Annotated in this window: 11 protein-coding genes; 7 read left to right on the forward strand and 4 right to left on the reverse strand. The window is 69.0% G+C overall.

Going from position 1 to position 12,705, the window contains the following annotated elements; all coding sequences use genetic code 11:
- Positions 1-172: 172 nt before the first annotated feature.
- The 3 genes from H4O10_RS14320 to H4O10_RS14330 all read left to right on the forward strand — a co-directional run bounded on the left by H4O10_RS14320 (position 173) and on the right by H4O10_RS14330 (position 3,646).
- Complete coding sequence (locus H4O10_RS14320) at positions 173-1,291, forward strand: SDR family oxidoreductase (RefSeq protein WP_033834582.1); 1,119 nt, start codon at positions 173-175, stop codon at positions 1,289-1,291.
- Positions 1,292-1,414: 123 nt separating this feature from the next.
- A complete protein-coding gene (locus H4O10_RS14325; protein WP_033834583.1) occupies positions 1,415-2,830 on the forward strand; it encodes an XVIPCD domain-containing protein in 1,416 nt (471 codons plus the stop codon).
- Between the two features lie 174 nt (positions 2,831-3,004).
- Positions 3,005-3,646 (forward strand): hypothetical protein, encoded by a 642-nt coding sequence (locus H4O10_RS14330; protein WP_229295605.1) that lies wholly within the window; start codon positions 3,005-3,007, stop codon positions 3,644-3,646.
- Here H4O10_RS14330 and H4O10_RS14335 read toward each other — a convergent pair.
- Positions 3,605-4,702 carry a serine hydrolase domain-containing protein gene (locus tag H4O10_RS14335; protein ID WP_049455037.1) on the reverse strand — a complete coding sequence of 366 codons (1,098 nt, stop codon included), beginning with the start codon at positions 4,700-4,702 and terminating at the stop codon, positions 3,605-3,607. The genes H4O10_RS14330 and H4O10_RS14335 overlap by 42 nt on opposite strands.
- A 192-nt stretch (positions 4,703-4,894) precedes the next feature.
- On the opposite strand from H4O10_RS14335, the gene H4O10_RS14340 reads away from it, so the two are divergent.
- Together H4O10_RS14340 and H4O10_RS14345 are read left to right on the forward strand one after the other, a co-directional pair.
- On the forward strand, positions 4,895-5,281 hold the full coding sequence (locus tag H4O10_RS14340) for a BlaI/MecI/CopY family transcriptional regulator (protein WP_019661969.1): 387 nt from the start codon (positions 4,895-4,897) through the stop codon (positions 5,279-5,281).
- Between the two features lie 3 nt (positions 5,282-5,284).
- Positions 5,285-7,273, forward strand: a complete 1,989-nt coding sequence (locus tag H4O10_RS14345) for a M56 family metallopeptidase (RefSeq protein ID WP_049455030.1) — start codon at positions 5,285-5,287, stop codon at positions 7,271-7,273.
- A gap of 67 nt (positions 7,274-7,340) precedes the next feature.
- On the opposite strand, the gene H4O10_RS14350 is transcribed toward H4O10_RS14345, so the two are convergent.
- The 3 genes from H4O10_RS14350 to H4O10_RS14360 all read right to left on the reverse strand — a co-directional run bounded on the left by H4O10_RS14350 (position 7,341) and on the right by H4O10_RS14360 (position 11,230).
- Positions 7,341-7,655, reverse strand: coding sequence for an I78 family peptidase inhibitor (locus tag H4O10_RS14350; RefSeq protein WP_005407518.1), 315 nt, complete (start codon positions 7,653-7,655; stop codon positions 7,341-7,343).
- 66 nt (positions 7,656-7,721) lie between these two features.
- A complete protein-coding gene (locus tag H4O10_RS14355; RefSeq protein ID WP_049455028.1) occupies positions 7,722-8,744 on the reverse strand; it encodes a ribonuclease H-like domain-containing protein in 1,023 nt (340 codons plus the stop codon).
- Complete coding sequence (locus H4O10_RS14360) at positions 8,741-11,230, reverse strand: DEAD/DEAH box helicase (protein WP_049402869.1); 2,490 nt, start codon at positions 11,228-11,230, stop codon at positions 8,741-8,743. Before H4O10_RS14360 ends, H4O10_RS14355 begins: the two co-directional genes overlap by 4 nt.
- Before the next feature lie 211 nt (positions 11,231-11,441).
- Here H4O10_RS14360 and H4O10_RS14365 point away from each other — a divergent pair, with 211 nt between their 5' ends.
- On the forward strand, positions 11,442-11,960 hold the full coding sequence (locus H4O10_RS14365) for a hypothetical protein (RefSeq protein WP_049402868.1): 519 nt from the start codon (positions 11,442-11,444) through the stop codon (positions 11,958-11,960).
- A gap of 40 nt (positions 11,961-12,000) precedes the next feature.
- Positions 12,001-12,675 (forward strand): hypothetical protein, encoded by a 675-nt coding sequence (locus H4O10_RS14370; protein ID WP_033834590.1) that lies wholly within the window; start codon positions 12,001-12,003, stop codon positions 12,673-12,675.
- The last annotated feature ends 30 nt before the right edge of the window (positions 12,676-12,705 follow it).

The raw sequence follows: 12,705 nt of genomic DNA on the forward strand, positions 1-12,705 counted from the left end.
GGTGGCGGAATGAATGCCGTGCACATCATGGACACGGCGCACTCACTGCCGCCAACAGCAGGGGTGGAGACACTGCAGGAGCGGCGGATGCCGCCCCCGGTACTGCGGCGCATGCGCCCGGTAGTGCCGGCCGCTGGCCGGCAATCCCATTCCCCCCCCCGAGGAGACCTGCATGGCCACCACCAGGAAAACCCCCGCCCGCCGCAAAGCCTCACCCAAGGTGCGCAAAGGCAGCACTGCAACCAGGACCATCGCCGACCCCGATCGCCCGCGCGTGGTGAAGACTGCAACCCGCAAGGCAGCCGCCAGCGATCCCCGCGCCGCCCGCGTTGCGGCACGGCAGCGGCGCCTGCAGGACCAGGAGAAGGCCAAGGACGCCCGTGCGGCCAAGAAGGCAACCAAGAAGGCAACAAAGAAGACCGCGACCCAGGCCGGAGCACGACGCCAGCCGGAGGCGATGCCGGCGCAGCAGCTGGCCAAGCCCGGGCACGAACACGAACTGGAGCTGGCGCCGCGTTTCCTTGCACCCGACTACACCGGCAGCGGCAAACTGCAGGGCATGCGTGCGATCGTCACCGGTGGCGATTCCGGCATCGGCCGCGCGGTGGCGGTGCTGTTCGCACGCGAAGGTGCCGACGTGGCCGTGCTGCACCTGGACGAGGCCGAGGACGCGGACATCACCCGCCAGCACGTGGAGCGCGAAGGCGGTCGCTGCGTGGTGATCGCCGGTGACGTGCGCGATCCGCGCTTCTGCGACGAAGCGGTGAAGCAGGTGGCCAAGGCCTTCGGCGGCATCGATATCCTGGTCAACAACGCCGCGTTCCAGCTGCACTGCGAGCGGCTGGAAGACCTGGAAGACGCGCACCTGCAGGAGACCCTGCAGACCAACATCGGCGGGTACGTCCAGATGGCGCGCGCGGTGCTGCCGCATCTGGGCGAGGGCGCCAGCATCATCAACACCGGTTCGGAAACGGGAATCTTCGGCAGCAAGGCGCTGATCGATTACTCGGCGACCAAGGGCGCGATCCACGCGTTCACCAAATCGCTGGCCAGCCAGCTGCTGCCGCGCGGCATCCGGGTCAACTGCGTGGCGCCGGGGCCGGTATGGACGCCGCTCAACCCGGCCGACAAGCCGGCGCAGGACGTGGCGGAATTTGGCAAGGACAGCGACATGGGCCGGCCTGCACAGCCCGAGGAACTGTCGCCGGCCTACGTGTTCCTGGCCTCGCCGGCCTGTGCCAGTTACATCAGCGGGGTGATCCTGCCGGTGATGGGCGGGCCACGAGGGTGAACAGCACTACGGCGTGGCGTCTGCTGAACGGGGCTTCGCGCAGGCGTGTGGCGTGTGTCAACGGCTGCGCCGGTGCGGTGGGGTAGGCTGGACTCCCATACCGATCACGTTCAGGGAAAGATCATGCCGGAGATGGATATCAACGCAGCGGCCGATGAAGTCGTCGCCCTGTTGCGGCAGAACGATGCCCGTGGCGCGGCCGCCCGCCTGGAGGCCCTGCACAACGGCCAGCGTGCGGTGGTGCAGGAATCGCTGGATCGCTACATCGCGGCGCGGGGCGCCACCGAGCTTGAGGCGCTGCGACAGAGCGGTGGCGTATCCGCCACCGACGCGGCCACGGTCAACCCGATGCTGGATCGCCTGAGCGACGCGACGCGCCCACCGCGCATGCCCGACGCCGCGGAGACTGCGGGCCTGAGCCAGGCCCAGCAGTACGACGTGTATGGCAGCATCGTGGCCCAGCGCGGCAACGCCGCCGCGAACGATGCGATGGCCACGCAGGATCGCGTGGTGCTGGGGCTGCGCGACGAGAACCGCACCACCGAGGCGCGAGGACGTGGTGTCTACGACGACCGCATCGTGGTGCTGTGGAAGGATGCGCAGGGCCACGGCCATGTGCGCGAGTTCAACCAGGCCACGACAGAACCGACCGCCCAGTACGACGGACACGCCAAGACCACGCCACGCAGCCCTGGCTTCGGCAACGTGGCGCCGCGTACCAAGACCGAGGGCGAGGACGTCAACGGCGACCGGGTCAAGGATCTTGGACGGTTGGGCGAAGGCACCACCGAGATGCGCGCGACCACGCATCCGCGCAACGGCCATCCCGATGAGTTCGCGTTGCGCCCTTCGCAGGCGGCCATCACCGCCGGCGCTGGACGGGTGGAGCGCGACAGCAATGGTGATGGCTGGTTCGATGCGCGCGATACCCAGGGCGTGCAGGACCTCAACGACACCTTCAAGATCCATCGTGGCAGCCGGTCCAATACCGATTCGGCGGGCTGCCAGACCATCGGCGGCGGTGAGTACGACGACTTCGTGGCGACGGTACGCGGCACCCCCGGGCAGAACCGTTGGCAGTATGTGCTGACCTCGGTTGCGCCGGGCCAGGCGCGCGGGCTGGGACAGGACACACCGCTCGCGGCCAATGACGATCCCCGGCAGCCGCAGCATCGCGACCACGCCCTGCAGCAGCAGATCAGCACGCACCTGCAGGCCTTGGGCGGGCGCTACGCCGAGCACGCCGATGACTACAGCCTGGTGATGCTGCGCGAAGCGAAGGCCGCAGGCATCACCCGGGTCGACCAGATCGTGGCCAGCAATCCCAGTGGCGGCCGCGCTGCGGGTGAGACACTGTTCCTGGTGCAGGGCACTCCGGGCGACCCGGCGGCCGTGCGCGCAGGCGTCAACGCAGCCGAGGTGCGCGAGACTGCGGTGGAAACCAGCCTGCGCCAGCTGCAGCAGCAAGCGCGCGAACAGGGTGCACCCGTGCCCGCGCCGGCACAGCAGCACGAAACACCCGCGATGGGAGTACGTTGAAGGATGGTCCGTCTACCCTTGATGTCCGGTTTGCCGTGGGTGTTGCTGCTGGCGTGCAGCGCATGTGCACCCGCCGGGGAGCACACCGTGCCGGTCGCACGCGCAGCGAAGCCTGAGGCGAAACCGGAGACCTTGCCTGCGCAGGCACGACCCACTGAACGCGGATTGCCTGCATTGCCGGAAGCTTCCGGCAGCGCCCATCCCGGCGGCCGCTACGCTGTGCTGCCCGAACCGGCCAGGCGGGTGCTGGCGCAGTTGAAGTGCAACGTGGAGAGTGCCGGCAATGCGCAGGTGCTTTCCATTCCCGCGCAGGGTGGCCAGCAGGATTTCATGGTCACCGATCGCAGCGGTCCGCGTTTCCGCTACTGGATGCGCTCGTTCTCCAGCAGTGGCGGTACCACCGGGTATCTCGTGCAGCTGCAGGACTGCCCAGCAACCACCACGGGCATGCGCGCCTACATCGCACAGGGAGCCGCACCGCTGCAGGATGTCACCGCGTCGTTGCTGGCGCAGGCCGAGCTGCCTGATGCGGCGACGATGACGGCTTACCAGGACAGGGGCGCGGGCGATCTGTTCGCCTTCATCGCGCAGCTGGACAAGGTACCGGTGGTGCGCTGGGTGGCCGAAGCCGACCCTGAGCAGCCATTAGCCGACGATGCGCGCAGCTTCGACCATGGCAATGCCATCCACGGCGGTTTCCTGCGCTGGAACCAGGATCACTTCGAAGTGGCCAGGACCGTGCCGGCCGGGCTATGGCCCTGCGATGACAGCCCGTTATTGCCGTGCAGGGGCGACCCGTTCGTGACTGGGCGTTGAGGCATCGCGCGCATAGAAATCGGCAATGCGTGGAATGAACTGCTGCGGATTGGCACCGACAAGATTGGTCAGCACCACCACCGCCACGCCGCGCTCGGGATAGACCACGAACGCCGAGCGCGCACCGCCGATACCGGCCACCTGAAGGTCGGGCGATGCGCGCAGTACCGGCCAGCCCCCCGCCCACGGGCCGGCACGGCCATCCGCCAGGCGCTCTGCGCTCCACATCCGCCGCAGGGCCGTCTCCGGCAGCAGGCGGCCTTCGATCAGCGCGACCAGCCAGCGCGCGGTGTCGTCGGCGGTGGTGAGGATGCCGCCACCGGCCCACAGCGAAGGCGGTATGTCGTAGAACCAGTGCGACAGGCGGGACGGTGCATCCGCAGCGTCGGTGGCACGCGGGGCCAGGCTGTACATCGTCGCCGCATCGGGAATCAGGTCGTAGCTGTCGCCGAAGGTGGTGCGGGCCATGCGCGCGCTGCTGAACTGGCCGGTGGCGAGGAAACGTTCGTAGGGCATGCCGGATTGCTTTGCGATGATTCGTGCCAGCAGTACGTAGTTGGTCTGGTTGTAGGCGAAGCGCTGCCCGGGTTCGGCTTCGAGCGGCTGCGCAGTGACGGCCGCCCACGCCTGCGCTTCTGAGCCACCGCCCAGCAGTCCGTTCGCATCAAGGATGTCCGGAAGGCCGGAGGTATGCGCCAGCAGCTGGTGTACGCGTACGTCGCTCCACGCTGGCGGAAGGTCATCCAGGTAGCGCGAGGCCGGCGCGTCCAGATCCAGCTGCCCCTGCTGGGCCAGCTGCGCGGCGGCCACGCCGGTGAACGCCTTGGTGGCCGAATTGAGCGGGAAGCGGGTGTCGCGCGAGGCAAGCACACCGTTCTCCACGTTGGCCAGCCCGTAGGCCTCGGACAACACGGTCTGCCCGTCCTTGACCACCGCGATCTGCAATCCCGGGATGCGCTGCTCCAGCATGATCTGGCGGATCAGGCGGCGGGTCTGGTCGTTGGCCTGGTCCTGGCTGGCAGAGACGGCGGCGAAGGGCAGTGCACTGATGAGCATGAGCAGGACTCGGAGCATTGGGCGGGACATGCGGAATTCCAGCGGGGCGTTGCGGATCGGATGCAGCGGGCGGGTCAAAGGTTTAAGCACTCGGTGGTGCCTACCGTTCGTCGGCCCATGACTTCCGGGGGGGTTGACTACAGCTGTCGTCAAGCTGACAGTGACGACACGTGTAGTCAAGGGAGTGGTGTCATGCGTGGCAAGACCATCGGGGACCAGGAACTGGCCCTGCTGCAGTACATCGATGAACATGCGCCGGCCAGCGTCGGCGAGGTCGCCAGTGGCTACGGCGAGGCCCGCGGCCTGGCCCGTTCCACCGTGCTGACGATGATGGAGCGGCTGCGGGCGAAGGGGTATCTTCAGCGCCGGCAGCAGGACGGCGTCTACCGCTACCAGGCCACCCGTGGCCCGCAGAGCGTGCTGCAGGGTGCCGTGGCCCAGTTCGTCGACAACACCCTGCAGGGCTCGGTGTCGCCGTTCGTGGCCTACCTGTCGCAGCGCCAGCAGGTCAGCGACAACGAGCTGGCCGAGCTGGAAGCGCTGGTCGCCCAACTCCAATCGCGTCGCCACGAGGGCTGAGCCATGGACACCACGATGCTGATTCCGATGCTGGAACGGTTGGGCTGGACCAGCCTGCAGACCGTGCTGCTGGTGGCGCTGGTGTACGGCCTGTGCCGCGCGCTGCCGTCGCTGTCGGCGGCGACCCGCTGCCGCCTGTGGTGGCTGGTCTCGCTGCAGGCCGTGCTCGGCCTGTTCTGGAGCCAGCCGTTGCAGTTGGCCTGGCTGCCGGCGCCGCAGGCGGTGGCGATGACCGCGACCGACGTGGCCGCTGACATCGTCTACCCGCTGGCCCCGGAGGCCTCTGCGCAGTTGCTGGCCGCGATGCCGCTGCCCACGGCCGATGTACCGGCAGTTGCATGGTGGGCGGTCGCACTGGCCGCGCTGTGGCTGTCCGGCGTGCTGATGATGGGGCTGCGCACCTTCGGTGAGTGGCGCCGCTGCCGCGCACTGCTGGCTGCGGCGTATCCCTGCGAGGACGAGGCGCTGGTGCAGGCCCTGCAGCTGGCCTCCGACGCGCACGGCGTGCGCCCTGCGCCGCGGCTGTGGATGAGCGCGCAGGTGGACTCGCCGCAGCTGGTCGGGCCGTTCCGCCCGGTGCTGCTGCTGCCGGCCGGCGACAACGCCCTGCAGGGTGACGCGCTGGACCTGGCACTGACCCACGAACTGCAGCACCTGCAGCGCCGTGACCTGCAATGGGGCCTGCTGCCCGCGCTGGCCCAGCACCTGTTCTTCTTCCACCCGCTGCTGCGCCTGTCGGTGCGCGAATACGCGCAGGCCCGCGAGGAAGCCGTGGATGCGGCGGTGGTCGGCCAGCATGGCGCCAGCCGCCAGGCCTATGGCCGCCTGTTGCTGCAGCTGGGCGTGGCCCCGCAGCCGCATCTGGGCGTGGCCAGCGCCGCACCGAGCACCACCAGCCTCAAGCGTCGCCTGCTTTCGCTGCAGTCGCACCGGTCCTGCCCGCGTCTGCTGGCGGTGGCGTTGACCGCCGTCGTGGTGGTGGTGGGCGTGGCGCCGATGCGGCTGGTCGCAGCGCCGGTGCCGCCGGCACCGCCTGCGCCTCCGGCCGCACCGAAGGTTGCTGTGCCGCGGCCGCCGAAGGCCCCGGAAGCGCCGCCCGCATCAGCCTCGGCCGCGCGCGTTCCGGCCGAGCCGGTGGCTCCCGCACCGCCCGCAGAACCGGCCGATATGGAAGAACCCTCCGGTCCTGACGATGCCGATGTGGCCGATGTCGACGATGCCGCTGGCATGGATGAGGACCATGACGGCACGACCACCACCTCCTCCATCACGACCTACGGTCGCCTCGATCTGGGCAAGTCGCCCCGGGAGGCCTTCGTGCTGGTCGATGGTGATTCGACCTTCGCCAACGGCGGCATGGACGACGTGATGGTGGCCCGCCGGCAGCTCGGCAAGGGCCCGGCGCTGTGGTTCCGCCAGGGCGACAAGCGCTATGTGGTGCGCGACCCGATGTTGATCCAGTCGCTGCAGCGCGCCTATGCCGGTGCGGCGGACCTTGGTCGCCAGCAGAGCGAACTGGGCCGCCAGCAGAGTGCGCTGGGCCGCCAGCAGGGCGACCTGGGCAAGCAGATGGGTGAGATGGGGCGTCTGCAGGGTGAAGAGGCGCGCCGCCTGGCACTGGCCGCAGCGGAGGCCGCGCGCAGTGCGATGGCCGCGCATGACATCAACCGCGAAGCGGCGGCCGAAGCGGCGAAGGCGGCGCGGGGCGCGACCAACGACGCGGCGGTTGCACGTGAGGCCGCACGTGAGGCTGCCGCCGAGGCGCGTCGTGCGATGCAGGAAGTGGACAACGAAACCGCGCGTGCCAGCCGCACCCGCGCCATGCAGCGCCTGGCCAGCCAGCAGTCTGAACTGGCCAGCCGCCAGGCGGCGCTGGGCAGCCAACAGGCCGCGTTGGGCGAGCGCCAGGCACGCGTGCATGCGCAGGCATCGCAGCAGGCGCAGCAGGTGATCGCGCGCGCACTGGCCAGTGGCAAGGCCGAGCGACTCTGATCGGTAGTGCCGGCCGCTGGCCGGCAATGGGGGGTGCCGGCAAGCGGCCGGCACTACCCTGGGAACATCAACCGCAGCTGGCGCGCTCGATGCGGTTCTGCGCATCCACCTGCACGGTCACGCGGTCCTGGCGGAAGTCCATGGTCACCGCCATGCCCGGCTTGACCACCCGTGCATTGCGCGCACCGCTGTCAGCCACCAGTTTCTTGATCGTGGCTTCGTCGGCGGTCCTGCCGGTGAAGGCGTCCAGCGCCTCCGGTTTGCATTCGTGCGCGGCATCGGCCACGGGCGCTGGCGCGGGATCACGGGAGGTGCTGCTGCCGGCATGACTGCAGGCGGCCAAGGGCAGGATGGCGAGCAGGACCAGGGGATTGAGGCGCATCGTTGGGCTCCAGGCGTGGATGGTGGCGGCAGTGTCGCCGCTGCCACCGTCAGGCCGCGTCAAGGCCTATTGCCCGACCAGCGCCAGCGTCTCGCGCTCGCGCTGCTCCTCGTGCACCAGCCGTTGCAGCAGCAGGGCCAGGGTCACCACGTCCTGGTGGTTGTGGTCGGCCACCCGGCGCAGGTTCACCGCGTCGCCGCCGCGCAGGAAGCGCAGCCATGCGCCCGGCGCTTCCGAGCCGGGCAGGTCGTCCTCGCGCACCACGCGCAGCAGCTGGCGCTCGATGGTGGACAGCCTGCAGTTCTCCCAGGTGCCGCGATAGCGGCGACGGGTGGGGTAGAGCAGGTCCACATGGTCCAGCGCGGTGATCGGATCGCGTTGGCGCGCCAGCCGGTAGCGCGCCTTCAGCAGCGGCGCATCGTAGCTGCGGCCGTTGTAGCTGCAGAACACGGTGGAGGGCTGCAGCCAACTGGCGAAGGTGGCCAGCATCGCTTCTTCCGCAGCCATGGTGGACATCAGCAGCTGGCGGATGCGCAGGCCTTCGCCACGCTGCGGGCACACGTGCCAGTCGGCCGCGCCGATCATGAAGGCACGCGTGCCGGTGCCACCGGCCAAGCCGGTGGTTTCGGTATCAAAGAACAGCAGGTCGCGCGCAGCTACGTGCTGGTCCTCGCGCTTGGCGAAGGCCAACGACAGCGGCGCAGTCGGGATTGGTTGCGGCTGCAGCGATTCGATCAGGAACAGGCCCGGCGCGATCTCCTCGCCGGGCAGCTGACGATCCTGTGCACTGGCGCGCGCCGGCGCGGCTCCACCGCGCGAACGCAGGCCGAGCAGGCGATGCAGACCGCCCACTTCCGGCCGACGCAGCGGTGCGGGTGCCGGTGTGGAGACCGCAGCGCCGGTCGGCTTGTGGCGGATCTCCTGTTCGACCCAGGCGAACACCGAACGTTCGGCCGGTGTTCGCCGCGCATCGTTCGCGGCCACGGGTGCCGGTGGCGCAGGGGGCACGTCCGGCGCGGCCGGTGTGCTCGCCTTCGGGTCGCCGGCCTGCCGGCGCAGCAGGCGCAGCTTGTCCAGGCTCAGGCTCACGGTGCCAGCAGCTCCATCGGGTCGCGCGTGGTCACCACCACGTCGGGCACGTGCTGGCAGGCGTCGGCATCGAACAGGTCGAGCACACGCAGCGCCAGCGCGCGCGGCGAAGTCTCATCGTCTTCCTGCGCGGCCAGCACCGGGCCCACGCAGGCCGGGCAGCCGGCCCTGCAGTCGCAGCGCTGCACCAGTTCGCGCGCGCGCTGCACCAGTTCGGCCTGGCGCTGCCACAGCGGTTCGCTGAGGCCGACGCCGCCGGGGAAGTTGTCGTACAGGTACACGGTGGGCACGAACTCCTGCAGCAGCTCCACCCCACCGGGATCGCCCTCGCTGCCGCGCAGCTGGCCGCGGCCGCTCTGGTCGGCGATCGCGAACCAGGAACCATCGCCGTTGCCCACCGACTTCTGCAGGTCGCGCGCATCGGCCATCACCGCCACGGTGGCAACGATGTGCAGTGCATACGCGGCGCCGAGAAAGCCATCCAGCGCATCCTGCTTGCTGGCGAACGCGCGCAGCAGCAGCGCCTGCGGCAGCTGCCACCACACCGCAGTGGTGTGCAGTTCCTGGTCGGGCAGGTTCACCGGCCCGTAGCCGATGTTCTCGTGGGTGTAATAGCGGATCTTCTTGTAGCCGGCCACGCGGCGCACCACGTGCACTTCGCCATGATGCGAATCGCCCCGGCCGGCCACGCCGCCATCGAAACGGTCCAGCACCTTGAGCTTGGTGAAGTCGATGCTGTCGGTGTAGTAGTCCACGTGGGTGCGGGTGACGTAGGCCTTGCGCCCCTCCCAGTCCAGCGTCTCCACCTGGTACGGGGTGGACTGCACCATGTGGATGGCGCCCTCGTACAGGGTGAGCGCGGCGGCGGAGTAATCGACCTCGGCGATGATCTGCTGGCGGCCATCGCTGCGGTCGACCACCACGAAGTTGCCGTCGGCCACCGCACGCAGGCTGACCGCGTTGGCCGGATAGCTGTCGGCGATCCATTCCCAGCGCTCGCCTTCGCGGTGGATCACTTCTGTCTCTGCCAGCGCTTCCAGGAATACCTCCGGATCGATCGGGCCGAAGCCATCGCCGACCCGGAACGGCAGCTCGAAGGCCGCGCAGCGGATATGGTCGAACAGGATCAGCGGCTGGTCCGGCGCGATGCGCGCGTGCTCGGGCGAGGCCTCGGCGAAGAAGTCCGGGTGGCGCACCACATACTGGTCCAGCGGCTGCGAGCTGGCCACCATCACTCCCAGTGCGGGTTGCTGGCGGCGGCCGGCGCGGCCGAAGCGCTGCCAGGTGGCCGCCACGCTGCCGGGGTAGCCGTTGAGGATGACCACGTCCAGACTGCCGATATCCACGCCCAGTTCCAGCGCCGACGTGCTGACGATGCCGTCGATGTTGCCGGCACGCATCGCGCGCTCGGTCTCGCGCCGCTCGGTGGGCAGGTAGCCACCGCGGTAGGCGCGGATGCGCGGCGGTTTGCGCGGGTCGTGGTCGAAGATGTCCTTCAGGTACTTGGTCAGCACTTCCACCATCAAACGTGTCTGCGCGAACACCAGGGTCTTCAGCCCGGACTTGATCGCGATGCGCGCGATGCGGTTGCTCTGTGAGCGCGCCGAGGCGCGCAGGCCCAGGTCCGGATTGATCACCGGCGGGTTCCACAGCAGTACCTGTTTCGGCCCGCTGGGCGCACCGGATTCAGTGATGGCAGTCACCGGGGCCTCGATCAGCGCCTCGGCATGCGCCTGTGGGTTGCCGATGGTGGCCGAGCACAGGATGAACTGCGGTTTCACGCCGTAGAACGCGCAGATGCGCTTGAGCCGGCGCAGCACGTTGGTGACGTGGCTGCCGAACACGCCGCGATAGGTATGCACTTCGTCGATGACGATGTAGCGCAGGTTCTCGAAGAACTGCGCCCACTTGGTGTGATGCGGCAGGATGGCCTGGTGCAGCATGTCCGGGTTGGACACCACGATGTCGCCATGCAGGCGGATGGCCTGTCGTGCATCGCCGGGCGTGTCGCCATCGAAGGTGAAGGCCTTTACGCCCAGATCGCCGGCGCGGTTGAGTTCCAGCAGCTCGGCCACCTGGTCCTGGGCCAGTGCCTTGGTCGGGAACAGGTACAGCGCCTTGGCCTTGTCCTGCATTGCCGCGCTGACCACCGGCAGGGTGTAGCACAGCGACTTGCCGCTGGCGGTGGGGGTGACGATGGCCACGTGCTCGCCGCGCTGGCTGGCCTCCCAGGCTTCGGCCTGGTGGCTGTAGAGCTGTTCGATGCCACGCGCCTTCAGGGCGGCGGCCAGGGCAGGCGGAACTGAATCGGGAATGGGCGCATAGCGGCCTTCGCGGCCGGGAATGGCAAAGCTGCCGGTGATGCGGTCCTGGTAGCGGCGCTGCAGGCGCGCGCTGAGCAGGGCGCCGTCGCGGGCGGGCAGGCCGTCGCGCGTGGCGAGCTTCTGCTCGGCATCGGCGGTGCGCTTGGCGAGTTCGTAGGCCATGGAAGATGGAGCCGGGACGGATTGCGAGGGGTCACATGGCACCACACTCACGTCTCAGGATGTGAGACACCGCACACGGAGGGCGTGAACCGTTCAGTGCCCGCGTCCCGTGGCGTCGCCGCATCTCCCCTGGCTGAACAGCTGCCAGTGCAGCAACGAAATCTGAAGCCGGCATCCGTATCCTTGGGCGCTGGACGCAACCAACAGGTGGATGGCTGTGGCACGACGTGGAACGCAGGGAGCCCTCTTGGCCGGCATGCTGCTGGCCGGCATCGCGCAGGCGCAGCAGGCCACGCCGGTGGCGGTGCCCGATCCTGCGCCCGTTCCCCCGGTGGATGCTTCGGCGGCAACCACCGCACCGATCTCCACCGCTCTGCCGCAGGACAACGTCACCACCCTCGGCGAAGTGCGTGCGCTCAAGCCGGAAGAGGAGCCGCTGGATCTTTACCGCTTCAAGAACCCGGTGAAGTTCGGCGACAACCGCTTCAGCCGTGACTGGAGCGAACCGCCATCGCCGGAGCAGGTGAGCATGGGTGGCGGCTACATCATGATGGGCGTGGTCAAGGGTGTGATGGCGGCGGCCAAGGGGATCAACAAACTCACCGGCGGGCCTTCGCAGATCCAGGCCGCGGTGGCGCGGCCACCGCCGGAGCTGAGTGCCGAACAGCAGCAGCGTGCGCTGCGGTTCTCCCAGGAGCAAGGTGCGGGTGATGCGTCGCCGGTGAAGTAGGCCGGTATATCCTGCCGGCTTCCCCACCAATAGTGCTGCCATGTTCCTGCGTTCGATCTGCCTGATGGCCGCGTTGCTGCCGGCCTCCGCCTTCGCTTCCGGCATCGCCGATGACGGCGCCTGCCGCAATGGCGCGTTCCCGTCCGAACAGAGCCGGTTTGCACTGGCGCGGGTGGTCGATGCACCGCGCCTGTACCTGCTTGGCGACATGGACGGCTGCCCGGCCAAGGGCGAGCCGGCCTGCCGACAGCGCAGCTATGTGGTCAACGGCGATACGGTGGTGACCGGGCGCGACCTGGGCGCTTATCGCTGCGCGTTCTTCCCGAACAGGGTGGGTGGCAGTGCCGGCTGGGTGGACCGCAGCAAGCTGCAGCCATTGCCGGTGGCCGTGCCGTCGCTGCAGGACTGGGCGGGTAACTGGAAGGACGGCGACAACGGCCTGCGCATCACCGTGCAGGGTGGGCAACTGCATGTGGAGGGGGACGCCTACTGGCCCTCCGCCAACCCCACGCCGGAGCAGCGTCCCTACGGACCGAACATGGGCCAGGTGGAAGCGCGCGCCGCGCCGCGCGGTGCCGACGTCGAGTTCGTCGAGGATACCTGCAAGGTACGCGTGCATTCGCTGGGCGAGGTGCTGATCGTGGCCGACAACAGCGAATGCGGTGGCATGAACGTGCGCTTCAACGGCGTGTACCGGCGCGCGGGCTCGCGTTGAAGAACGCCTGACGGAGGGGGTCAGAGCCCT

It is taken from the genome of Stenotrophomonas sp. I18B00994 (assembly GCF_014145825.1).
Classification (GTDB): Bacteria; Pseudomonadota; Gammaproteobacteria; order Xanthomonadales; family Xanthomonadaceae; genus Stenotrophomonas; species Stenotrophomonas maltophilia.